Origin of the sequence: Nocardia salmonicida NBRC 13393 (assembly GCF_001613085.1) — a bacterium.
In the GTDB taxonomy this organism is placed as follows: domain Bacteria; phylum Actinomycetota; class Actinomycetes; order Mycobacteriales; family Mycobacteriaceae; genus Nocardia; species Nocardia salmonicida.
In genome coordinates, this window is sequence record NZ_BDBR01000005.1 from 261,410 (window position 1) to 284,446 (window position 23,037).

General features: G+C 66.9%; 20 protein-coding genes. 7 read left to right on the plus strand and 13 right to left on the minus strand.

Annotation, left to right across the window (positions count from 1 at the left end; all coding sequences use genetic code 11):
• From cydB to NS1_RS06835, 3 genes are all read right to left on the minus strand, one after another.
• Positions 1 to 1,029, minus strand: coding sequence for a cytochrome d ubiquinol oxidase subunit II (cydB, locus tag NS1_RS06825; protein WP_062982650.1), 1,029 nt, complete (start codon positions 1,027 to 1,029; stop codon positions 1 to 3).
• A 9-nt stretch (positions 1,030 to 1,038) separates the two neighbouring features.
• Positions 1,039 to 2,493, minus strand: a complete 1,455-nt coding sequence (locus tag NS1_RS06830) for a cytochrome ubiquinol oxidase subunit I (protein WP_062982652.1) — start codon at positions 2,491 to 2,493, stop codon at positions 1,039 to 1,041.
• Positions 2,494 to 2,628: 135 nt separating this feature from the next.
• Positions 2,629 to 3,534, minus strand: a complete 906-nt coding sequence (locus NS1_RS06835; protein WP_056818736.1) for an aminodeoxychorismate lyase — start codon at positions 3,532 to 3,534, stop codon at positions 2,629 to 2,631.
• Positions 3,535 to 3,656: 122 nt separating this feature from the next.
• On the opposite strand from NS1_RS06835, the gene ygfZ reads away from it, so the two are divergent.
• The 4 genes from ygfZ (at position 3,657) to NS1_RS38900 (ending at position 6,789) form a co-directional block, all read left to right on the plus strand.
• Positions 3,657 to 4,760 carry a CAF17-like 4Fe-4S cluster assembly/insertion protein YgfZ gene (gene ygfZ / locus NS1_RS06840; RefSeq protein ID WP_255284446.1) on the plus strand — a complete coding sequence of 368 codons (1,104 nt, stop codon included), beginning with the start codon at positions 3,657 to 3,659 and terminating at the stop codon, positions 4,758 to 4,760.
• A gap of 11 nt (positions 4,761 to 4,771) precedes the next feature.
• Positions 4,772 to 5,440, plus strand: a complete 669-nt coding sequence (locus NS1_RS06845) for an MOSC domain-containing protein (RefSeq protein WP_062982859.1) — start codon at positions 4,772 to 4,774, stop codon at positions 5,438 to 5,440.
• Entirely contained in the window at positions 5,437 to 6,387 is a 951-nt protein-coding gene (locus tag NS1_RS06850; protein ID WP_062982656.1) for an asparaginase, read from the plus strand. The genes NS1_RS06845 and NS1_RS06850 overlap by 4 nt, the downstream gene beginning before the upstream one ends.
• Before the next feature lie 174 nt (positions 6,388 to 6,561).
• Positions 6,562 to 6,789, plus strand: a complete 228-nt coding sequence (locus tag NS1_RS38900) for a DUF3073 domain-containing protein (protein ID WP_084503561.1) — start codon at positions 6,562 to 6,564, stop codon at positions 6,787 to 6,789.
• Between the two features lie 289 nt (positions 6,790 to 7,078).
• On the opposite strand, the gene purM is transcribed toward NS1_RS38900, so the two are convergent.
• The 6 genes from purM to purF form a co-directional block, all read right to left on the minus strand.
• Positions 7,079 to 8,158, minus strand: a complete 1,080-nt coding sequence (gene purM, locus NS1_RS06855; RefSeq protein ID WP_056818742.1) for a phosphoribosylformylglycinamidine cyclo-ligase — start codon at positions 8,156 to 8,158, stop codon at positions 7,079 to 7,081.
• 87 nt (positions 8,159 to 8,245) lie between these two features.
• Entirely contained in the window at positions 8,246 to 9,910 is a 1,665-nt protein-coding gene (locus tag NS1_RS06860; protein ID WP_062982658.1) for an ABC transporter ATP-binding protein, read from the minus strand.
• Complete coding sequence (locus NS1_RS06865; RefSeq protein WP_062982660.1) at positions 9,903 to 10,853, minus strand: ABC transporter permease; 951 nt, start codon at positions 10,851 to 10,853, stop codon at positions 9,903 to 9,905. The genes NS1_RS06860 and NS1_RS06865 overlap by 8 nt, the downstream gene beginning before the upstream one ends.
• Positions 10,854 to 11,894 (minus strand): ABC transporter permease, encoded by a 1,041-nt coding sequence (locus NS1_RS06870; protein WP_062982661.1) that lies wholly within the window; start codon positions 11,892 to 11,894, stop codon positions 10,854 to 10,856.
• Between the two features lie 53 nt (positions 11,895 to 11,947).
• A complete protein-coding gene (locus NS1_RS06875; RefSeq protein WP_084503580.1) occupies positions 11,948 to 13,534 on the minus strand; it encodes an ABC transporter substrate-binding protein in 1,587 nt (528 codons plus the stop codon).
• A gap of 268 nt (positions 13,535 to 13,802) precedes the next feature.
• Complete coding sequence (gene purF / locus NS1_RS06880; RefSeq protein ID WP_062982663.1) at positions 13,803 to 15,383, minus strand: amidophosphoribosyltransferase; 1,581 nt, start codon at positions 15,381 to 15,383, stop codon at positions 13,803 to 13,805.
• A gap of 145 nt (positions 15,384 to 15,528) precedes the next feature.
• Between purF and NS1_RS06885 the strand changes: the two genes are divergently transcribed.
• Positions 15,529 to 16,947 carry a YhgE/Pip domain-containing protein gene (locus tag NS1_RS06885; RefSeq protein WP_307618689.1) on the plus strand — a complete coding sequence of 473 codons (1,419 nt, stop codon included), beginning with the start codon at positions 15,529 to 15,531 and terminating at the stop codon, positions 16,945 to 16,947.
• Positions 16,948 to 16,965: 18 nt separating this feature from the next.
• On the opposite strand, the gene NS1_RS06890 is transcribed toward NS1_RS06885, so the two are convergent.
• The gene (locus tag NS1_RS06890; protein ID WP_062982665.1) at positions 16,966 to 17,379 is read right to left on the minus strand and encodes a sterol carrier family protein; all 414 of its coding nucleotides are present in this window, start codon (positions 17,377 to 17,379) and stop codon (positions 16,966 to 16,968) included.
• Between the two features lie 160 nt (positions 17,380 to 17,539).
• On the opposite strand from NS1_RS06890, the gene NS1_RS06895 reads away from it, so the two are divergent.
• Positions 17,540 to 18,406: an alpha/beta fold hydrolase gene (locus NS1_RS06895; protein WP_056818754.1), complete on the plus strand. Its 867-nt coding sequence runs from the start codon at positions 17,540 to 17,542 to the stop codon at positions 18,404 to 18,406.
• Positions 18,407 to 18,412: 6 nt separating this feature from the next.
• Here NS1_RS06895 and NS1_RS06900 read toward each other — a convergent pair whose 3' ends face one another.
• Positions 18,413 to 19,042, minus strand: coding sequence for a CPBP family intramembrane glutamic endopeptidase (locus NS1_RS06900; RefSeq protein WP_062982667.1), 630 nt, complete (start codon positions 19,040 to 19,042; stop codon positions 18,413 to 18,415).
• A complete protein-coding gene (locus tag NS1_RS06905; RefSeq protein ID WP_444980722.1) occupies positions 19,039 to 20,769 on the minus strand; it encodes an alpha/beta hydrolase in 1,731 nt (576 codons plus the stop codon). Before NS1_RS06905 ends, NS1_RS06900 begins: the two co-directional genes overlap by 4 nt.
• Before the next feature lie 128 nt (positions 20,770 to 20,897).
• Here NS1_RS06905 and NS1_RS06910 point away from each other — a divergent pair, with 128 nt between their 5' ends.
• A complete protein-coding gene (locus NS1_RS06910) occupies positions 20,898 to 21,185 on the plus strand; it encodes a YiaA/YiaB family inner membrane protein (protein WP_056818759.1) in 288 nt (95 codons plus the stop codon).
• A gap of 48 nt (positions 21,186 to 21,233) precedes the next feature.
• Here NS1_RS06910 and NS1_RS06915 read toward each other — a convergent pair whose 3' ends face one another.
• Complete coding sequence (locus NS1_RS06915) at positions 21,234 to 23,018, minus strand: alpha/beta hydrolase (protein WP_307618690.1); 1,785 nt, start codon at positions 23,016 to 23,018, stop codon at positions 21,234 to 21,236.
• Positions 23,019 to 23,037: the final 19 nt, after the last annotated feature.

Sequence of the window (23,037 nt, forward strand, 5' to 3'; positions counted from 1 at the left end):
TCAGCCCTTACCGCTGCGCGGCAAACCCACCGGCGGCGGAATCTGTTCGACCCGAATCCGCTGCCGGAACACCCAATAGGTCCATCCCTGATAAATCAGCACCACCGGCGTCGCGATCACCGCCGCCCAGCTCATCACCTTCAACGTATACGGCGTCGACGACGCGTTGTAGATGGTGAGGTCGTAGAGCGGGCTGATGGTCGAGGGCAGCACATTCGGAAACATCGACCCGACGATCAACACCGTCACCGAGACAACGGTAAGTGTCGTGCCGACAAAGGCCCATCCATCACGCCCCGCGATATTCGTCATCGCGGCGAGCACGAGTCCGAGCACAGCAGTCACCAGAACGATCCAGGTCCACCCGGCGCCATAGGCGAGCTGAGTCCACAATCCGAATCCGCCGACCACCACCACGGTGGGAATCAGCAGCGACTTGGCAATCCGCACAGCGTCGGTCCGAACCTCACCGGCGGTCTTGAGCATCAGGAACACCGCACCGTGCAGCGCGAACAGCACAGCGGTAGCCAACCCACCGAGCAACGCGTACGGGCTGAGCAGATCCCCCACCGATCCGACCATCTGCTTCTCCGCGTTCAACGGCACGCCACGCACCATATTCGCGAACACCCAGCCCCAGGCCAGCGCCGGAATCCACGACCCGATACCGATCCCGATATCGCACCAGGCCCGCCATCGCGGATCATTGATCTTGCCCCGGTATTCGATCGCGCACACCCGCAGGATCAACGCGACCAGCAGGAGCAGCAGCGCCAGATAGAACCCCGAGAACATGCTGGCGTACCACTCGGGAAACGCCGCGAACAGCGCACCGGCCGCGGTGATCAGCCACACCTCGTTGCCGTCCCAGACCGGCCCGATCGTATTGAGCACCACGCGCCTGCGCGTATCGGACCCCTTACCGAGAATCGGCATCAGCATGCCCACCCCGAAGTCGAATCCCTCCAGCACGAAGTAGCCGGTGAACAGCACGCCGATCAAGAGGAACCAGAACTGTTGCAGACCCATCGTCGGCTCCTAGTACGCGAAGGAAAGTTGGGGAGTATCCGAGTCGGTCGAATTCTCGGCGTGCGTCTGCGTGTCCGGCCCCGCCACGACATACCGGCGCATCAGGTAGAACCACACCAGCGCGAGCGCGCCGTAGAGCAACGTGAACACCACCAGCGAGAACAGCACGGTCGTGGCATCGTGTTCGGAGACCGCCTGCTGCACCGTCATTCGAATGTTCGGGTCGCCGGTCGGATTGGGCGCCACCGCCCACGGCTGACGCCCCATCTCGGTGAAGACCCACCCGGCGGCATTGGCCAGGAACGGCGTGGGGATCGCGAGCAGGCTCAGCCAGGAGAACCAGCGCTGATTCGGCACCCGGCCACCGCGCGTCACCCAGAACCCGGCCAACAGCAGCAGCACCGACCCACCTGCCAGCCCGATCATGGCGCGGAAGGACCAGTAGGTGACGAACAGGTTGGGCCGGTAGTCGCCGGGCCCGTAGGCGACGTTGTAGGTCTTCTGTAGATCGACCACACCGTCGAGCGTCACCCCACTGAACTCGCCCTTGGCGAGGTAGGGCAGCACGTAGGGCACCTCGAGCACGTGGATCACGCTGTCGCAATTGTTGTGTGTGCCCACGGTGAGAACGGAGAAGTCGGGATCGGTCGCCGTGTGGCACAACGATTCCGCCGATGCCATCTTCATCGGCTGCTGCTCGAACATCAGCTTGCCCTGAATATCACCGGTGAAGATCAAGGCGACGCCGGAGAGCGCGACCACCACGAGGGCGAAACGCCCCACCGGCCGCCACATTGTTTGCGCCTCTTCGAGTTTCGCCGGATCGGCACTGCGCGCGTTTCGCACCATCCACCAACCCGCGATGCCCGCCACGAAAGTACCCGCGGTGAGAAAGGCGCCCGCCACCACATGGGGAAACGCGGCCAGAGCCGTGTTGTTGGTCAACAGCGCCCAAATGCTTTCCAGCTCAGCGCGTCCGGTCTCCGGGTTGTACCGAGCGCCCACCGGATGCTGCATGAACGAATTGGCCGCGATGATGAAGAAGGCCGACGCGTTCACCCCGATGGCAACGATCCAGATCGTCGCCAGATGCACCAGTCGAGGCAGCCGGGTCCAGCCGAAGATCCACAACCCGATGAATGTCGACTCCATGAAGAAGGCGATCAGCGCTTCCAACGCCAGTGGCGCACCGAAGACGTCGCCGATGAAGCGGGAGTATTCGCTCCAGTTCATCCCGAACTGGAATTCCTGCACGATGCCCGTCGCGACCCCGAGGGCGAAGTTGATCAGGAACAGCTTGCCGAAGAATTTGGTGAGCCGGTACCAGCGCTCGTTGCCCGTGACCACCCAGGCGGTCTGCATCATCGCGATCAGCGGAGCGAGTCCGATGGTCAGCGGGACGAACAGAAAGTGGTAGACGGTCGTGATCCCGAACTGCCACCGGGAGACATCAAGGGTGTCCATCCGACCTCCACCGATCTACTACGACAACTTGTAGTAGATCGTACGCCGGGATTCACCTCGTTCGAGCGTGACAACCGCCACGGCACGCGGAAACCGTTCCCGCAGGGGCACGCCCACCCGTGCCCCACACAGGGATCACCAGTCCCCGATGGTCCCCGGCCGTTCGATGCCGAGATCGACCATGTCGATGATCTCCTGGGCATTGTCGGGCGCCGACATGCGTACGCCGTCGAGCTGGTTCACTCGCGCGGCGAGGGTGATACTCGACAGCAGCCAGATGCTGTCACAGTCGAAGAGGTCCGCGGTGAACAGCGTCTGGTACTTGCACTCCCAGCCGGCCTTCTCCGCCACGTTGAACAGCGCACGCTGGGTGACGCCGGGCAGCACGCCGCTCTTGGCGGGCACGGTGATCAGTTGCTTGCCGCGGGCGATCACCACCGACGAGCGCGGCCCCTCGAGGACCTTGTGTTCGGTGCTATGGAAGATCACGTCCTCGGCGCCCATGCGCCGCGCGAACCGCAGCGCGGCCATATTGGTCGCGTACGACAGCGTCTTCGCGCCGAGCAGCTGCCACGGCGCCGCCTGCGCGAGGTCGACCGAGATGCCGCGCGCCAGCGACATCACCTTCACGCCCTCGGCGCGCGCCGTCTCGACCCGCGCGGGCACCGGGGAGACGAGCACATACGCGGTGGGCTGCGGGTCCTCCGGCGCCAGTTCCGAGCGCGGTGCGTCGAATTCCGAGTCGCGACCGCGCGTGTAGATCAGCCGCAACATTCCTTCCTCTTCCGATCCCCATTCCTTCACAGCCAGCTCTACCGCGGTGCGCCATCTCGACAGTCCCGGCTCCGGTAGTTCCAGTGCCTGCGCTGAACGACGCAGCCGCGCCAGGTGGAATTCCAGCGCGGTGGCCGTGCCGCCGCGCACCAAAATCGTTTCGAATACTCCATCGCCGCGAAGTGCGCCGATGTCGTCGGCATAAAGCGACGGCACGTTCGCGTCAGCGACCGTCCCGTCGAGTGTCACAAGAACCCGTTCTCCCATGCGCCGAGCGTAGGCGTTATCGCTCTGTTATGCCTATGGCTGCATCGAATCGAGCTCGCGACGCGCGTCGCGTTGAAGCCCACGTGCGGCGCGTGTCGGCAGACGCGCCTACAGTGGGTGTCGTGTCACAGGTCGTCGTCCCCAGTCCTGTTCTCCATACGCCGGGTGCCGTCGCGGGTGCTCCCGACACTCCGGACGCCGCGGTCGCCTGGCATTACGGTGACCCGTTCGGTGAGCAGAAGGCTGCCGCGCAGCAGGTCGCGGTCGTGGACCGCTCCCACCGCAGCCTCGCCAAGATCACCGGCGCCGAGCGCCTGAGCTGGCTGCACACCATCACCAGTCAACACATCGCCGCGCTGCCCGACGCGCACAGCGCCGAGACTCTCGACCTCGATCTCAACGGCCGGGTCCTCAATCACTTCGTCGTCACCGACCTCGACGGCACCCTGTGGCTCGATACCGAGGCCGACCGCGGCGCCGAGCTGCTGGCGTTCCTGAAGAAGATGGTCTTCTGGGCCGACGCCAAGCCGGAGGACGCGCCCGATTACGCCGTGCTGAGCCTGCTGGGCCCGCGAGTGGACACGCTGCTCGACGCGCTCGGCATCGCGCAGCTGCCGGACATCTACGTGGCCGCGGCTCTTCCCGGTGGTGGATTCCTGCGACGGATGCCGGACTCCTTCGATCTGATCGTGCCCCGTGCCGAGCTCTCGGCGTGGTGGACCAGGCTCACCGAGGCGGGAGCCACTCCGGCGGGCATGTGGGCCTACGAGGCGCTGCGCGTGGCCGCGCTGAGGCCGCGCATCGGCGTCGACACCGACGAACGCACCATCCCGCACGAGGCCCGCTGGATCGGCGGCATCGACGAGCACGGGGCCGTCCACCTCAACAAGGGGTGCTACCGCGGCCAGGAAACCGTGGCCAGGGTCCACAACCTCGGCAAGCCCCCGCGCAGTCTCGTGCTGCTGCACCTCGACGGTTCGGCCGACGAGCGCCCGGCGACCGGTGACGACGTAACAGCGGCCGGCCGCACCGTCGGCCGCCTCGGTACCGTCGTCGACCACTACGAGCTCGGCCCGATCGCCCTGGCTCTGATCAAGCGTTCGGTCCCCGCGGGCACCGAACTGGTGGTCGGCAACATGGCCGCGGCCATCGACCCCGACTCGATCCCCGCCGACGACACCGAGCAGGCAGGGCGCGCCGCCGTCAACCGGTTGCGCGGGCGATGAACCGTCCGGTCATGCGCGTCGGCGATACCGGCCGCGTCGAGGCCGTGTGCGTCGTTCACGCCGAAATCGAGGTACGCACCCGCGTCGGCCGCACGGCCATCGACAAGCGTCCGGTCGACGGTCGGGTAGCCGTGGCCGCGCTCGGCCTCAACGGTGACCACGTCTGCGACACCGCCCACCACGGCGGCGTCGACCAGGCCGTCTACGCCTACGCCGACGAAGACGCCCGCCGCTGGGCGAGCGAACTCGATCGCGAACTGCCCGCGGGCTGGTTCGGCGAGAACCTACGCCTGACCGGTCTGCCGGTCAGCGACGCGGTACTCGGCGCGCACTGGGCGATCGGCGACACCCTGCTCGAGGTCAGCGCGCCCCGGGTGCCCTGCGCGACCTTCCAGCAGTGGTCGGGCGAGCAGCGGTGGGTGAAACGCTTCGCCCTGCGATCCGACACCGGCGCCTACTTCCGGGTGCTCACCGAGGGCACGATCGGCTCGGGCGACGAAGTCCGCGTCGTCCACGTTCCCGATCACGGCATCACCGTGCGCGACCTGTTCACCGGCGCCGACCCCGCCCGCCTCGAGCGCCTGCGCGCGGAAGAACCGACCATCTCCGCCGATGTGCGCATGCAGATCGACCGCCACAGCCGAACCCGCACCGACGTCGCCGTGGAGGCCCGCGCATGAGTGTCGAATTGGTCGAAGTCGTCCGCTCCGGCTTTCGTGAGTGCGTACACCGCGGATCCGTCGTCATCCTCGACGCCTTCGGCACCCCCACCCTCGAACTCGGCGAGATCCACGGCCCGATCTTCCCGCGCTCCACCAACAAGCCGATGCAGGCATTGGCCCTGCTGCGCAACGGTTTCGACCCCGTCGACGACGACGAGCTCGCCATCGCCACCGCCTCCCACTTCGGCGAGCCCGACCACATCGCCCTGGTCCGTCGTCTGCTCGACCGCTTCGGCTTCACCGCCGAAGACCTCGCCTGCCCGCCCGACCTGCCCTTCGAGGAAAAGGCCCGCGCCGCCGCGATCACCGGCGACGGCCAGAGCCCGCTGTACATGAACTGTTCGGGCAAACACGCCGCGATGCTGGCGACCTGCGCGATCAACGACTGGCCGCGCACCGGGTACCTCGAGATCGAGCACCCGATCCAGCAAGCGGTGCTGGCCACCGTCGCCGACGTCACCGGCGAACCGGAGACCGATCTGGGTATCGACGGCTGCGGCCTGCCGATCGTGCCCGTCTCGCTGATCAACCTCGCGCGCGCCTTCGCCGGCTTCACCACGGCCGAGTCCGGCACCGCGCCGCGCCGGATCGCCGACGCCGTTCGGGCGAATCCACGAGTGATTTCCGGCACCGGCGGCCCGGATCTCTCGGCCATGTCGGCAACCCCCGGACTGTTCTGCAAGATCGGCGCCGACGGCGTGCACGCGGGTGCGCTACCCGACGGAAGGGCCTTCGCGTACAAGATCGAAGACGGTCACGATCGGGCCCGGATGCCGCTGACGCTGGCGATTCTGCGCGAACTCGGCGTCGAGTGGACCGATCAGCACACCCGGCTCGCGGCCTCCGCGGTGCTCGGCGGCGACGCCAGAGTCGGTGTGATCCGCGCGATTCCGGGAGTCATCTGAGACCGGGCGGTCTGGGCGAAGAAGGGGCAAACCGGGGCGCTTCGTCAGGTCTTCACCCACTCCTGGGAGCGCGACGCTCTGACACACGCTAAAGTGTCTGTCAGGAAGAGTTTAATTCGAACGGGGCCGCCAACAAACCCCAGGCCGCCCCGCAGTGACGCGAGGGGGTCAGCCATGGGCCGTGGCCGGGCTAAGGCAAAGCAGACCAAAGTCGCACGTGAGCTCAAGTACAGCTCCGCGCCGACCGACTTCGCGAGCCTTCAGCGCGAGCTGTCGGATAGCGATGCTCCGCCCTACTCCCAACCAAGGAGTAGAGCAGTGCTGTCCGATGAGCATGATGCGGACGAGTCGCCGTCTCGTTGGAACGACGAGGACGACGGCTACGACAGCTGGCGCCGCTGACCTGACAGCGACGAAGGGGGAGGCCTGAGGGCCTCCCCCTTCCAGCCGTTCTCAGGTGAGTGACGACAGGCTCGTAGTAGCAGTTACGGCGAATACCTGAATACACGACGAGCGTCCTGTGCACACACAGGACGCTCGTCGTGTTCGCCGCCTCGAGGCCCCGACCACCCCGAGCCGACGGGCACGAACCCTCCAGCTATGGGATAGCCACTCAGTGGCCGGAGCAAACCCGGGACGCACACGAGCCGGGCCGCTCGTCGCGACCCGGCTCGGTGGTAACTCGAAAAGATCAGAACCTGGGGTGATCGCCCAGCAGCACCGCACGCGGCGCCGCGACATCGGCGGCCTTCTTGACCTGGCCCAGCGTCCAGCAGTCGATGTGGCGGGCAGTGAGCACCGCCAGCGCACGATCGGCGTCCTCGGGCGCCACGATCGCGACCATACCGACGCCCATGTTGAACGTCTTCTCCATCTCGATCCGCTCCACGCGTCCGCGCTGGGCGATCATCTTGAACACCGGCGCCGGGTTCCAGGTGCCACGATCCAGCTCGGCCACCAGGCCCGCGGGCAGCACCCGGGCCAGGTTGGCGGCCAGGCCGCCGCCGGTGACGTGCGAGAAGGTGCGCACATCGGTTTCGGCGATCAGCGCGAGGCAGTCCTTGGCGTAGATGCGGGTCGGTTCGAGCAGTTCCTCACCGAGGGTGCGGCCGAATTCCTCGACGTAGCCGGTGAGCGACATCCGGTCGATGTCGAGCAGCACCTTGCGCGCCAGGCTGTAGCCGTTGGAGTGCAGGCCCGAGGACCCCATCGCGATGACGACATCGCCGGGACGCACCCGGTCGGGGCCGAGCACCGCGTCGGCCTCGACGACACCGACGCCGGTGGCGGACAGGTCGTAGTCATCGGGATCCATCAGACCCGGGTGCTCGGCGGTCTCGCCGCCGAGCAACGCGCAACCGGCCTTGATGCAGCCCTCGGCGATGCCGGAGACCAGCTCGGCGACCTTCTCCGGGATCACCTTGCCGATGGCGATGTAGTCCTGCAGGAACAGCGGCTCGGCGCCACACACCACCAGGTCGTCGACGACCATGGCGACCAGATCGAGCCCGACGGTGTCGTGCTTGTCCAGCGCCTGGGCGACGGCGATCTTGGTGCCGACACCGTCGGTGGAGGCGGCGAGCAACGGCTCCCGATAGCCGCCCTTGAGCGCGAACAGCCCGGCGAAGCCGCCGATACCGCCCTGTACCTCGGGTCGGCTGGCCTTCCTGGCCAATGGTCCGAACAATTCGACGGCGCGGTCACCGGCTTCGATGCTCACGCCTGCCGCAGCGTAGGAAGCGCCTGCACCGCTGGGTGTCTGTTCAGTCATTGTGGGGGAAAGCTCCAAACCGAATCGGCGGATAGATGCCTAGTAACTCTAAGTGATCCGCCAGTTCAGCTGTCGTGCGGCTCCAGCTCATTGTCCCGGTTCAGTGGCGAATGTGGCGGCGATCTCTGCGCGCCGGCGCCTCTGTTCGACCGGGTCTGGGACGGGAACGGCCGCGACCAGGCGACGGGTGTACTCGTGCTGGGGGTTGCGCAGGATCTGTTCGTTGTCGCCTTCCTCGACGCAGGATCCCTCGCGCAGCACCATGATCCGGTCCGCGAGCTGGTCGACGACGGCGAGGTCGTGGCTGATGAACAGACACGCCCAACCACACCCTCGCTGCAGTTCGGCGAACAGTTCGAGCACCGCTGCCTGCACCGAGACGTCGAGCGCGCTGGTCGGCTCGTCGGCGACGAGCAGATCCGGGTCGAGCACCAGCGCCCGCGCCAGGCTGGCCCGCTGACGCTGTCCGCCGGACAGTTCGTGCGGGTACCGATTCTCGGTGCCCGCGGGCAGCCGCACGTCGTCGAGCATGTGCCGCACCCGCGCGCGGACGCTCGCCTTGTCGCCGATGCCGTGCACGACCAGGGGCTCCGCGACGCATTCGCCGACGGTCAGGCGCGGGTTGAGCGAACCGGCCGGGTCCTGGAACACGAACCCGAACCGCCGCCGGATCGGCCGCAGCTTGCGCTGGGACAGATCCGCGATGTCCTGCCCGCGAATCAGCACGTGCCCCTCGCTCGGCCGTTGCAGCGCGGCCACACAGCGCCCGATGGTCGACTTGCCCGACCCCGACTCACCGACCAAGCCTAGGGTCTCCCCCGGCCTGATCTGCAAGCTGACGCCGTCGACCGCACGAAACGCCGGCCGACCGAACGGCCCGGGGAACGTGACGACCAGATCCTTCACATCGAGCACCGGCTCGACGGTCCGATCGATCGTGGGCCGCTCGATGGTCGCCGCACCGAGATGCGGAACGGCATCGAGCAGCGCCCTGGTGTACTCGGCCTTCGGACTGGCGAACAGTTCGTGCACCGGCGCCTGTTCGACCACCTCGCCCGCGCGCATCACCACCACCCGATCGGCGAGGTCGGCCACCACGCCCATGTTGTGGGTGATCAGCACGATCGCGCTGCCGAGTCGATCGCGCAGATCGCGCAGCAGTTCCAGGATCTCGGCCTGCACGGTGACATCGAGCGCGGTGGTCGGCTCGTCGGCGATGATCACCTTCGGCTCGCACGAGATGGCGATCGCGATCATCACGCGCTGCTTCTGCCCGCCGGAGAGCTGATGCGGGTAGTAGTCGACCCGATGCTCGGGATCGGGCAGCCCGACCGTGCGCAACAGCTCGATCGCCCTGGCCTTGGCGGCTTTTCGGCCCATGCCACTGTGGGCGCGCAGTGCCTCGCAGATCTGGAACCCGACGGTGAACAGTGGATCGAGCGCACGTGCCGGTTCCTGGAACACCATCGACACCTCGCCACCGCGCAGCGCGGTGAGCTGACGCTCGGTCATCGAGGTCACCGGCCGATCGCCGATGGTCACCAGCCCGCGCACCGAGGCCGAATGCGGCAGCAGCCCGATCGCGGTACGCGAACTCACCGACTTGCCCGACCCGGACTCGCCGACGATCGCGAGTACCTCACCGGGGAACACCTCGTAGGACACATCGCGCACCGCGTTCACGGGTCCGCTGTCGGTCGAGAAGGTGACCGACAGTCCCGAAACAGCCAGTGCGGCGGTCTTTTCACTCATCGACTGTTTCCTTGTCTGCCGAGGTGACCGCACGCCTGGTGCGCAGCAGCGGATTCAGCGTTTCGTCGAGGCTCTCGCCGACCAGCGTCATCCCGAGCACGACCAGCACGATCGCGGTTCCGGGGAAGATCGAGGTCCACCAGATGCCGTTGGAGACATCGTTGAGCGCCTTGTTCAGGTCGTAGCCCCATTCGGCGGCCTGGGTCGGCTCGATGCCGAACCCGAGGAAGCCGAGCGCGGCGAGGGTGAGGATGGCGTCGGCGGCATTGATCGTGACGATCACCGGCAGCGAGCCGGTGACGTTGGACAGGATGTGGCGGAACATGATTCGCGTCGTCGAGGCGCCGGTCACCCGGGCGGCGTCCACGTACGGCTCGGTCTTCACCGCGACCGTCGCATTGCGCACCACCCGGAAGTACTGCGGCACATAGACAACCGTGATCGCGATGGCCGCCGACAGCATCCCGCCGAGACTGCTCGACGTACCACCGGCGACGACGATCGACACTACGATGGCCAGCAGCAGCGACGGAAACGCGTAGATGGCGTCCATGATCAGCACCAATGTCTTGTCGATCCAGCGCCCCACGAACCCCGACAGCAGGCCCAGCGGCACGCCGACCAGCAGCGACAGCGTCACCGAGATCGCGATCACCAGCAGCGCGGTGCGCGCGCCGAACAGCACCCGCGAGAGCACATCCTCGCTACGCACCGACGTACCGAACCAGTGCTCGGCCGACGGACCCTGCTGCGGCACGAAAGCCGCACCGTCAGCGGAGTTCTGGGCCAGCCCGTACGGCGCGAGCAACGGCGCGAACGCCGCCACGAACACGAACACACCGACCAGCACCAATCCGGTGATGAGCGTGACTCGTTGCAGCCCCGAGGTTTTCGACAGCAGCTCGGCGCCGGGCAGACGCCGACGTTGCACAGCGGTGGTCATCTAGAACCTCACCCTCGGGTCGATCATCGCGACGATGGCGTCGACGACGAAGCTCATCACCGCGACGACCAGCGCGATGAACGCCACGATGCCCTGCACCGCGATGAAGTCGCGCGCCCGCAGATACTCGGCGAGCTGATAGCCCAAGCCTTTCCATTCGAACGTGGTCTCGGTGAGCACCGCGCCGCCGAGCATCATCGCGATGCACATGCCCATCACCGTGATGATCGGGATCAGCGCGTTGCGCACCGCGTGCCTGCCGGTGACCACCCGCGTGGACAACCCACGCGCCCGCGCCGCCTCGACGAAATCACTGCGCAGCGTCTGGATCAGGTTCACCCGCACCAGCCGCAGGAAGATGCCGCCGGTGAGCAAGCCGAGCGCCACCGCGGGCAGCACCGCGTGTTCGAGTACGTCGAGCACATAGGACGGTTCGCCGTAGAGGATCGCATCGACGATCAGGATGTTGGTCTTCGGCGAGACATGTTGCAGCGCAAGCTCTACATCCGTGCTGGCGCGGCCGCCGACCGGGAACCAGCCGAGCCACACCGAGAAGATCAGCTTGAACAGCATGCCCACGAAGAACACCGGGGCCGCGTAGGCCAGCACCGCGGAGAACCGCAGAAACGCGTCCGAGGCTGTATCCCGATGTGTCGCAGCGTATCTGCCCAGTGGCACACCGACAGCGAAGGCGACCAGCAGGCCCCAGAAGACGAGTTCGAAAGTGGCGGCACCGTAGGTGATCACCACATCGCTGATCGCCTGGTTGTCCTGTGTCCGGCCGAAATCACCGTGCAGGAAGCCAGTGATGTACTCCCAATACTGCGTCAGGATAGGGCGATTGAGCCCCGCGGCTTCCTTGCGTTCCTCGATCTGGTCCTGGGTCAGTCGGCCACCCATGGCCGCGCTGATCGGGTCACCGATCACCCGCATCAGGAAGAACACCACTGTCACCAGCAACCACGCGGTCGGCAGAATCAGCAACAGCCGAATCAGCAGGTACCGCAGCAAAGCCACCTGGCGGGAACCCCCGCCGCGCATCCACCCGAAACGCTGCGCCCGGATCGGTGATCCGGGCGCAGCGGCAACGTCACTCACTTGCTCAGGACCGTGAACCGGAACTTGAAGGAGCCGTCGAGGGTCTGATCCACACCGCTGACGCCCGGCTTCGACACCGCGACCTGCTTACCCGAGAGCAACGGCAGGGTCGGCAGATGGTTCTGCGCCAGATCGGTCTGGATCTTCTTCAGCAACTCGATCCGCTTGGTCGCGTCGGACTCGGTGGCCTCGGCGGTGAGCTGGGCGTTGATGCCGGGGTTCTCGAAGTGCGACTGCAGGAAGTTGTTCGGGCCGAAGAACGGCGTCAGGTAGTTGTCGGCGTCCGGGAAGTCCGGGAACCAGCCGAACTGGTACATCGGGTACCCGTCGGAGGCGCGCTCCTTCTGGTAGGTCACCCACTCGGTGGACTGCAGGTTCACCTTGAACAGACCCGAGGCCTCGAGCTGGGACTTGACCGCCGCGTACTCCTCCGAGGAGCTGGAGCCGTAGTGGTCGGGGTTGTACTGCAGGTTCAGCGTCACCGGGGTGGCGATGCCCGCTTCGGCGAGGTACTTCGCGGCGGCGACCTTGTCGGGCTTGGCGCCGTAGAGATCCTTCAGCGGCTCGGCCGACCCGGCCATGCCCGAGGGGACGTAGCCGAAGGCGGGCTGGTAGGTGCCCTTGTAGACACCGTTGGCCAGCGCCTCACGGTCGACGGAGGACGCGAATGCCTTGCGCACGGCCAGCTTCTGCGCCGGCGTATTGCCCGGCATGGTGTTCATGTTGAACACCACGTAGCGCAGCTCGCCGCCGGGGCCGTCGGTGACCTTCACCTTGGAATCGGTCCGCAGGGAGTCGATGTCGGTGGGGGTGAACGAGCGGTAGCCGACGTCGATGGCGCCGTTCTGCAGGTCCAGCTTCAGGTTGTCGGAGGTGGCGTAGTACTTGGTCGACACCGTCGCGGTCTTCGGCGTGCCGAGGATGCCCTGGTAGTCGGGATTGGCCCGGTATTCCACCAGCTTGTTCTTGTCGTAGCTGGAGATCGTGTACGGGCCGGAGTAGCCCTTGGCCGCGACGACCTCGTCGTCGGTGGCGACCTTGTCGGCTGGGAAGACCAGCTCGTCGACGATCGGGCCCGCCTGGGTCGGCAGGATCGTCGGGAAGGTCTGATCATTGGCGACCTTCAGGGTGAACGCGACGGTGAGATCGTCGACCACATCGGTCTTGTCGAGATTGCCGAGCAGCGACGCGGGACCGTGCGGATCGTTGATCTTCACCATCCGGTCGAAGGAGAACTTCACGCTCTTGGCGGTCAACGGGTTACCGCTGGCGAATTTCAGCCCGGATTTGATCTTGCAGGTGTAGACCGTCGGAGTGGTGAATTCGCACTTTTCCGCCGCATCGGGTTTGGGCGTGGTATCACCCGGTGCGAAGTTCAGTAGATACGAATAGATCTGGTTCTCCACCAGCAGCGAACCGTTGTCGTACGCCGCGGCCGGGTCGAGCGAGAAGATCTTGTCGGTGGTGCCGACGACCAGGCCCGCACCGGAGCCCGCTTCATCGGTGCGGCCGGAGCCACAACCGGCCAGCGCGGCGGCGACAGCGGCGGTAACCCCCACCGCGGCAATTCGTTTCGCGCGCATGCTTCGTGCCTTGTTCAACATCAGGTCCCATTCTCGAACGCCGCGCAGTCGCCGCCCCCGGATCACAGAGGCGACGACTACATGGTGAGCTAGCGATATAACGAGGGACCGTACAGGTGAACCATTACCGCCCAGTTTCAAATGGTCCGAATTATTGCCGCCATGTTATGAACTAATCTTACGAAATTACCGGTTACCGGAATTACCTTCGTACACAACACAAAAGGGGCCGAACAGGTTTATCCTGTCCGACCCCTCGTGTGCGGCGTCAGGGACGACTGAGCGCGTCCACATTGGCGTTCTCGCCGAGCAGCTTCGACTCGGCCTTGCCCGAGAGCATCCCCTCGAGCACGTTCTTGCCGATCGCGGCCTCCGGCGGCAGTTCGATCGGGTAGTCGCCGGTGAAGCAGGCGGTGCACAGTCGCGAGCGCGGCTGTTCGGTGGCGGCGATCATGCCCGCGGTGGAGACGTAGCCGAGAGTGTCGGCGCCGATGGAGCGGCGCACGTTCTCGACCATGTCGGCGTAGCTGTCGTCGGCGCCGGTGCCGTTGGCGATCAGCTCCGCGCGCGAGGCGAAGTCGATGCCGTAGAAGCAGGGCCACTTCACCGGCGGCGACGCGATACGCACGTGGATCTCGAGCGCACCGGCCTCGCGCAGCATGCGGATCAGCGCGCGCTGGGTGTTGCCGCGCACGATGGAGTCGTCGACGACGATCAGTCGCTTGCCGCGGATCACTTCCTTCAACGGGTTGAGCTTGAGCCGGATACCCAGCTGACGGATCGTCTGGCTGGGCTGGATGAAGGTGCGGCCCACGTAGGCGTTCTTCATCAGACCCTGGCCGTACGGAATGCCGGAGCCCTGGGCGTAACCGACCGCGGCGGGCGTACCCGACTCGGGCACCGGGATCACCAGATCCGCATCGACCGGATGCTCCTTGGCCAGCTTGCGGCCGATCTCCACACGGGTGGAGTGCACCGAGCGACCGGCGATCGTGGTGTCGGGACGGGCCAGATACACGTACTCGAAGACGCAACCCTTGGGTTCGGGGTTGGCGAAGCGCATCGAGCGCACGCCCTCGGAGTCGATGGCCAGCAGCTCGCCCGGCTCGATCTCGCGGACGAACGCGGCGCCGACGATGTCGAGCGCGGCGGTCTCGGACGCGACGACCCAGCCACGATCGAGCCTGCCCAATACCAACGGGCGCACGCCGTGCGGGTCACGCGCGGCGTAGAGGGTGTGCTCGTCCATGAACGTGAGGCAGAACGCGCCGCGCAACTGCGGCAGCAGTTCCATCGCCGCGGCCTCGATGCTGGAATCCGCCGAGGCGTGCGCCAGCAGCGCGGTGACGATGTCGGAGTCGGAGGTGGCGCCGGTCATCTGCGGGCGGCCATCGATCACACCGGTGCCGATCAGGCCGAGTTCGCGTGCGCGACCGGCCAATTCAGCGGTGTTCACCAGGTTGCCGTTGTGGCCCAGCGCCAGACCGGAGCCGACCGAGGTGGTGCGGAATATCGGCTGCGCGTTCTCCCAGGTGACTCCACCGGTCGTGGAGTAGCGACAGTGTCCGACGGCGATATGCCCCGGCATGGCCGCGAGGGTCTGCTCGTCGAAGACCTGGGAGACCAGGCCGAGATCCTTGAAGACGAGGATCTGGGAACCATCGGAAACGGCGATTCCGGCCGCCTCCTGCCCGCGATGCTGCAGGGCGTACAGGCCATAGTAAGTGAGCTTGGCCACGTCTTCGTCGGGAGCCCAGACGCCGAAGACGCCACACTCCTCACGAGGGTCGTGTTCGATCTCGTCGGGGGTATGGGGCGTGGGGACGATCGTAGGATCGACGTCGGTCACCGTTTGCTCCCTGTTCGGGCGGGCTGGGGGCAGTACTCAGTCTACGGGTGAATCATGGGCAGGTAGTACGCGCGCTCGCATCCCGGCAGCAATCCGCCGGTCACGAACCCGCCGATCGCCACAAAAGGCTGTTACGGTGCGGATCGTGACGACGGACGACAGTGCACACGTTGCAGCCGGTGGAACCGGGTCGGATAGTGAGAACACCGGCGCGAAGCCGATTGATCCCGAGCAGACGCCCGCAAGCGAAGCGACGTTCGCCACACCGACCTTGGGTCGGCGCCATTGGGCTCGGATCGTGCTCTCGCCCACTGCGGTGCTGACCCTGCTCACCGCCCTGCTCGGGGTGATGTACCTCGGCTATATCGCCGACCCGGAGGAGAATCTGCACGACTTCCCGATCGCGCTGGTCAATTCCGATGTCGGCGACGTGATGGGTTCGGGCGAGCAGACCAAGCAGGTCAATTTCGGCAAGCAGGTCGCCGACGCACTCGTCGCCGGTATCCCCGCCGACAAGGTAGACCTGCACGTCGTCGGAAAATCGGAGTCCGAACAGCTGCTGCGCACCGGACAGATCTACGGCGCGATCATCATCCCCGGCGATTTCAGCAAACGCCTGGGCATTCTCGGCACGGGCAGCATCGTGCCCGGCGAGATGGAACGGCCGATCATCACCCTGCAAGCCAACCCGCGCATGGGCGCCTACGGCGTCGGGATCATGCAGCGCATCGGCAACCAGGCGCTGACCGAGGTCGACAAACAGGTCGGCCTCCAACTGACCGAGCAGGTACGGGCCACCCTGGCCGAGACGCCGGCGGGCGCACCGCCGCCGCAGGTGTCCGGCGCGGCGATGCTCACCCTCGAGAGTCCGATCGACGTGGTCGCGCAGGACTTCCGTCCGCTGCCGAGCGGCACCGGCATCGGCCTGACGGCGTTCTTCTTCTCACTGCTCCTGCTGCTGGCCGGCATGGTCGGGGCGATGGTGATCCACACGATGGTCGATGCCCAACTCGGTTTCCTTCCCACCGAGTACGGCCCGTGGTCGGTGCACTATCCCCCCACTCCGATCTCGCGCTTTCACACGCTGCTCATCAAGTGGGGGATATCGGCACTGGTCGCGGTCATCGCCTCGCTGGTGTTCCTGCTGGTGGGCAAGGCGGTCGGCATGCCGATCGACAATCCGCTCGCCCTGGTCCTGTTCTCGGTGCTCGCCATGATCGCGGTCGGCTGGACCGCCCTGATGACGCTGGCCGCCCTCGGTACCGCGGGGCTGCTGGTGAACCTGACGCTGTTCGTCATCCTCGGCCTGCCCTCCTCCGGCGGTACCGTCCCGATCGAGGCGACCCCGACCTACCTCGCGTGGCTCGCCGAATTCGAGCCGATGCACCAGGTGTTCCTCGGCGTCCGCTCGATCCTGTACTTCGACGCCGGCTACGCCGCCGGTCTCGACCGCGGCATCTGGATGTCGCTGCTCGGCATCACGATCGCCGTCGTCGCGGGCACGATCATCACCCGCTACTACGACTACAAGGGCCTGCACCGCAAGCACACCACGGCCGCCTGAGCCCTGACCCGGTTGCCGCTATCCGGCAGCCGGGTCCGGCCGCCCGGGCAACGCCACGATCGGCAGCCACCCCGCGATCTCTCCCGCCCTGGTTCCCGAGGCCGTCAACGCACCGGACTCGGCCGCCGCCTCGAACGTCAACAGCCCCGTGGCCAGCAACAACCACGTCCGCGGATCGGTCTCCACCACATTCGGCGGGTTCCCCCTGGTATGCCGAGGCCCCTCGATGCACTGCACGGCCACGAACGGCGGCACCCGAACCTCCACCGAATGCCCCGGCGCACTCCCCGCCAACGCCCGCACCGTCCCCTTCACCGCCGCCCCCAACTCCCGCCGCCCCGGCACCGGCAACGCCGGATCCCGCAACCACTCCCCCACGTCCAACACAGCCGCCCGCACCTGCGCGGGATCAACCACATTCCGTCCAGCCATACCCCGAGACGCTACCGAGGGCCGGTGACACTCCGGCGCCCGAGCATCCACGACGCCGAATACCTGAGCTGGACCGAGTCCGCCAGCTGACACGGCAACACCGCCGACCGATCGAAAGCCCGGCGATGCCGGAACGTGAGCCGCGTCGTACATTCGTCCTATGAGTGTCACCGGTCCCCTCGAGCCGACCACGTTGCGATTGCGCAGTGCTGACGGGCTCACCCTGGTCGCCGACAGCTTCGGTGCCGAGAACGGCCCGTTGGTCGTGATGCTGCACGGCGGTGGGCAGAACCGGTATTCGTGGAAGCGGACCGGGCGGGCGCTCGCGGCGGCGGGGATGCGGGTCGTCACCGTGGACGCGCGTGGGCACGGTGAGAGCGATTGGTCGCCGACCGCCGACTACGGCAGGACCGCGATGGTGGGCGACCTGCACGCCGTCCTCGAACAGCTCGGTGCGACGCCGGACGCGGGCGCGGTGGTCGTCGGGGCGAGCATGGGCGGGATCACGGGGCTGCTCGCCACGGCGAGACCGGGTGGCAGCGCGATCCGCGCGCTCGTTCTGGTCGACATCGTGCCCCGCTCGGAATCCGCGGGCGTGAGCCGCGTCATGGACTTCCTCGGCAAGCACCGCGACGGCTTCGACACCCTCGACCAGGTGGCCGACGCGGTCGCCGCCTACCTGCCGCACCGCCCGCGCCCCGACAACGCAGACGGCCTCCTGCGCAACCTGCGCGAGCGCGACGGCCGCTGGTACTGGCACTGGGACCCCGACCTGATCAGCGACGTCAACGAAGACCCGGACGCTCGCATCGTCGAGATGGAGGCCGCAGCCGAGGCCCTGACCATCCCGGTCCTGCTGATCCGCGGCGGCAAGTCCGATGTCGTCAGCGACGAGGGCGCCGCGGCCTTCCTCGCTCTCGCACCGCACGCCCGCCTCGCCGAGATCAGCACGGCCGCCCACACCGCCGCGGGCGACGACAACGACGCCTTCACCGAGGCCGTCGCCGGTTTCGTCGCCACAGCCTGAGCCGCGCTAGCGCCGCAGCCCGTCGACCCACCGGGCGGCGGCGGGCGCGAGCGCTCCCCCGGCATTGATCGCAAGATGCAGGAGCGCGGGTGCGGTGGCACTGCCCGACCGACGGCGAAGTTCGGTGAAGACGAGCCCGGCCAGGGTGGTGGCCGCGACCGTTGGAAATACCGGATCTTCTGCGGCTCTTGCCGGTTGGATGTGCCAGAGGCCGAATTCGAGGCCGCTGATCACGGGAGCCGGTTGGCCGACGCTCTCGGCGAGCAAGGGATCGAGAGTCCCTCGAAAGATCGCTTCTTCGGCCAGGACGGTACCGACGGGGATGTGGAGGGCAATCCATTCGAGGGTCGAGGTCTCTGGTGCGCGGATGGCGATTTCGAGTGGGAGGCGTCGCAGGGACGGGATCGCCAGAGCAACGGCGTAGCCGATGAGGACGATGCCCGCGCTGCCGAGACCCCACCGGAAACCGCTGGGCGACAACCAGTTCGGGCTACCACGAAAGAGCTTGGTATATCCCGTCGCGAAAGCCGTGTTCGCCACGGTACGGCCACGCAAGGGCAGATCGAGAGCCGGCAGGATCCGGTTGCTCCACAGCAGTGGAAGAATCAGCGCCGCAGCACTTTCGAGTCGCCTCACTTCACCTCGCGCTCGTAGGTTTCCGCTGATTCCAGCGCGGCACGGATCCTTTCGATGACAGTGCCGTCCACCCCTGGCGGCGCCGCGACGGCTAACCATCCGTCCAGCACCAAACTCCCGTACCGGTGCCCGTGCCCGTCGACGACCCCCTGTGCGTTCGTGAGATCGGCCGTGACCTGCCAGAACGTCACGAAAGGCGCCCACCGCATCTGGGTCGACACATCGGAACCGCGTGGCTCGCTCAACCAATCCGGCTGCGTGAAGATCAGATCGGCCGACCACCACACGATGGGATCGGAGGGATGTTGCAGGTAGGCGATGCGGGGTTCGCGCCACGGCTCCGCACTGTCGAAATCCGTCGCGTCATCGGCGAAGCGCACGACGAGCCCGTCCGCGTACACCGGCGCCACCTCGGGCGAGCCCGGATCGCGACGATCGACGAACTGCCGCCACAACCGATTCGAGTTCGGCGGGCCGACCCACAACGCTCCATCGACCTCCTCGCGCAGTTCGGCCAACCCGTCGAAGGCCTCCTCCGACCCCTGCGAACCCAGGCTCTCCCCGTAGACGAACAACTTCGGCCGATGCCCTTCCGGCTGCGCCGACCACCGCTCGTACACCGCGTCGAACAGCTCCCGGCTGGCCGCGGCCGCCTTCTCCCGGTCCGACAGGAACGAGAGCACGCTGGGCAGATACGAGAACTGCGTCGCGACGATCGCCGTATCGCCGCCGTAGAGGTATTCCACGGCCGCCGCGGCCATCCCGTTGACCCACCCGGTTCCGGTAGTCGTGACCACCACCATCGCCTCCCGGTCGAAGGCGCGGGTCCGCTCGAGCTCGGCGACGGCCAATTGCGCCGCGGTCTGCCCCTTGGCCATCGACTCCAACCCCACGTACGCCCGAACGGGTTCGCGCGCGGGCTTCCCCGTCACCTCGGTGATCGCGGCCGCGCTCGGACCGTTGGACACGAACCACCGCCCCTCGAACCCCAGCGTCTGCCACGGCGCGAGCGACTCGGGGCTCCCCGAACGCTCCGGCGCGACCGGCTGCACCGCGTACGGTGTGGTCCGGTCGTTGCGCACGCTGAACGCCGAGTTGGCCACCGCGAAGAACGCCTGCGAGGCGACACCGTTGACCATCGTCACCGTGAGAACGACCAGCACCAGCAACCCGGCGGCAGGCGCCAGTTCTCGCGGCACCCGCACCCACCGATTGAGCTGACGAGCCAGCCCGAGCACCAGCACGCGCACCGTCCGATACGCGGCGACCACGGCCACCCCGACAGCCACGCTGAGCAGCCCGGTGCGCAGATACGCGGGCGTGGTGGTCCCGGCCATCCCCATCAGCGAGGTGATCTCGCGCTGCCATCGCGCCGACTGCACCAGCATCACCGCAGCGACCAGCGCGCATCCCACCAGCAAGATCGCCTTGAGCACGTATCGGACCCGATCGGACGGGCTCGGAATCGGAATCCGGGACCGCACCCACCGCCGGAACACCCATTCGAGCACGCAGCCGAGCCCGTACCCGATCGCGGCGTTGATTCCGCTGATCAGACCCTGGAACAGCCAGTCACGCGGCACCAGCGAGGGCGTCACCGACAGCCCGAAAAACAGCGTCGCCAGCACCAATCCGACATAATTCAGATCGACCACGGCCTCCACGCGCCGCACGACAACGCCGCCGCGCGCACGCAGCATCGCAGAAGTCGAAGCGCGCTCGGTCACCGCCTCAGTATGGCCGCCGCTACCGACAATCACCGGATTTGTCACTGCGGAGCCGCTCACAAACTACGTACCGCGCTCGAGTAGTTGTACGCGCGATCGCGACGCCGTGGCCGCGCACACTGAGAACCATGAGCACAAACACCAAGCCGAAGAACACCTCGGCCTACATGGCCCAGGCCGCGATCGCTTTCGCTGTCAGCCTGTTCGGGACCGGCGCCGGAATCGCCTACCTGCCGCTGGACGGCTGGCAGCGCGCGTTCCTGGCGATGTCGGGCCTGTTCCTGGTGACGAGCTGCTTCACCCTGGCCAAGGTCGTGCGCGACCAGCAGGAGACCCAGTCACTGATCGGCCGGATCGACGAAGCGCGGCTGGAACAGCTGATCGCCGAACACAATCCGTTCAAATCGGTGTCGTGAACCCCCACCGCGCGGCGCCGATCGAGGGGTTCGGCGCCGCGCGGTTCGTCACTTCAACTCACGCTCGGTGGCCATGGATTCTTCGATGAACGCGCTGATCCGAGCAGCCAATTCCGGTGTGTAGTCCGGTGGTTGGGCCACCGCGGCCCACGCGTCGGGCAGCAGATTGCCGTAGTTGTGACCGTGCCCGTCCGACACCGTCTGCGCGCGGGGCAGATCCGCCGCCACCTGCCAGAACGTGACGATCGGATACCACGACATCGCCGGTGACACATCGGGTCCGCGCTTCTCCCGCAACCAGTCCGGACTGCTGAACAGCAGATCCGGCGACCACCACACCACCGGATCGGAGGCATGCTGCAGGTAGACGATGCGCGGGTCGTTCCAGACCGGCGTCGGCCGGGCCAGCTGATCGGCGCTCGCGGCGAACCGCACCGACATTCCGTCGGCGTAGATCGGGGTGATCTCCTCGGTGCCGGGATCGCGCCTGGTCACGAATTCCGACCACAGCCGGTTGGAGTTGGGCGGCCCCACCCACAGCACGCCGTCGGTGCGGTTGCGGATATCGGCCAGACCGGAGAACGCGCCCTCCGACCCCTGCGAACCGAGGCTCTCGCCGTAGACGAGCAGCTTGGGCCTCGCGTCTTCGGGCAGCGCCGACCAGCGGTCGTACACCTTGTCGAACAGCGTGCGCCCCATGGTCATCGACTTGTCCCGGTCGGACAGGAACGACAACGCGCTGGGCAGATACGAGTACTGCGTCGCCACCAGCGCGGTGTCGCCGCCGAACATCAGCTCGACCGCCTCGGCGCTGGCCGTATCGACCCAGCCGGTGCCGGTGGTACTGATCACCACGAGCACTTCGCGTTCGAAAGCCTTGGTGCGCTCCAGTTCGGCGACGGCCACATCGGTCTGCGCCTCGACGCCGTCCGCGGATTCCAGGCCCGCGTAGACCCGGATCGGTTCGCGTGCGGGCTTTCCGGTGACCTCGCCGATCGCGAGGGCGGTCGGCGCGTTCGCCACGAACCATCGGCCCTCCGAGCCCAGCGTTTCCCACTTGGCCAACGAGTCGGGGCTACCGGAACGTTCGGGCAGCGTCGGCTGGACCGCGTTCGGCGAGGTATGGCTGTTGCGCGCGCTGAACGCCGAGTTGGCCACGGCGAAAAAGCCTTTCGCCAGCACACCGTTGAACAACAGCACCGCGGCCACCAGCACGACGATCGCCCCGAGCGGCCGCGCGAACGAAGCCGGAATCCGCACCCACTGGTTCAGCGCGCGCGCCACCGTGCGCACCAGCCGAACCACCAGACGCGAGATCCAGATCAGCAGACCCACCACCACCGCGCCGAGCAACACCGTGCGCGGATACCCGGCGTCGGACACCGGTGCCATTCCCATCAGATCGGTGATCTCGCGCTGCCACTGCGAGGACTTGATGCTCATCAGCACCGCGAAGACCAGGCACGCCACCACGATCGCGCCCTTCACCGCCACCAGCAGCCAGCCGGGCCGTCGGCTCCAGGCCGACGAGACCTGGGCGGGCCAGGTGATCCGGGGCGCGATCCACTTGCGCCAGACCCAGGACAGCGCGCAGCCGAGCCCGTAGCCGATCGTGGCGTTGATCCCGCTGAGCAGTCCCTGGAAGAACCAGTCACGCGGAAGCAGCGAGGGTGTCAGCGACAGTCCGAAGAACATCGTGGCCACGATCAGGCCGACGTAATCCGGATGAAAAAACCTCTCCACCAGGTGAATTCCCCGGACGAAGAGGTTGTTGTGCGCGGGGTCCTCGCGCGCCGCGGACAGAGAAGTCGAGCCCGTACTCTCAGTGGTCAAGCTCGACTCCTCGTCCGGT

Bases quoted from the DNA above. Each gene is read 5' to 3' on its own strand.
- NS1_RS06875 (WP_084503580.1), bottom strand. From the start codon at position 13,534: ATGCGCGCGAAACGAATTGCCGCGGTGGGGGTTACCGCCGCTGTCGCC.
- NS1_RS06865 (WP_062982660.1), bottom strand. From the start codon at position 10,853: ATGACCACCGCTGTGCAACGTCGGCGTCTGCCCGGCGCCGAGCTGCTG.
- NS1_RS06890 (WP_062982665.1), bottom strand. From the start codon at position 17,379: ATGGCTGGACGGAATGTGGTTGATCCCGCGCAGGTGCGGGCGGCTGTG.
- NS1_RS06870 (WP_062982661.1), bottom strand. From the start codon at position 11,894: ATGCGCGGCGGGGGTTCCCGCCAGGTGGCTTTGCTGCGGTACCTGCTG.
- NS1_RS06850 (WP_062982656.1), top strand. From the start codon at position 5,437: ATGAGTGTCGAATTGGTCGAAGTCGTCCGCTCCGGCTTTCGTGAGTGC.
- NS1_RS06895 (WP_056818754.1), top strand. From the start codon at position 17,540: ATGAGTGTCACCGGTCCCCTCGAGCCGACCACGTTGCGATTGCGCAGT.
- cydB (WP_062982650.1), bottom strand. From the start codon at position 1,029: ATGGGTCTGCAACAGTTCTGGTTCCTCTTGATCGGCGTGCTGTTCACC.
- NS1_RS38900 (WP_084503561.1), top strand. From the start codon at position 6,562: ATGGGCCGTGGCCGGGCTAAGGCAAAGCAGACCAAAGTCGCACGTGAG.
- NS1_RS06860 (WP_062982658.1), bottom strand. From the start codon at position 9,910: ATGAGTGAAAAGACCGCCGCACTGGCTGTTTCGGGACTGTCGGTCACC.
- NS1_RS06830 (WP_062982652.1), bottom strand. From the start codon at position 2,493: ATGGACACCCTTGATGTCTCCCGGTGGCAGTTCGGGATCACGACCGTC.
- purM (WP_056818742.1), bottom strand. From the start codon at position 8,158: ATGACTGAACAGACACCCAGCGGTGCAGGCGCTTCCTACGCTGCGGCA.
- NS1_RS06835 (WP_056818736.1), bottom strand. From the start codon at position 3,534: ATGGGAGAACGGGTTCTTGTGACACTCGACGGGACGGTCGCTGACGCG.
- NS1_RS06845 (WP_062982859.1), top strand. From the start codon at position 4,772: ATGCGCGTCGGCGATACCGGCCGCGTCGAGGCCGTGTGCGTCGTTCAC.
- NS1_RS06910 (WP_056818759.1), top strand. From the start codon at position 20,898: ATGAGCACAAACACCAAGCCGAAGAACACCTCGGCCTACATGGCCCAG.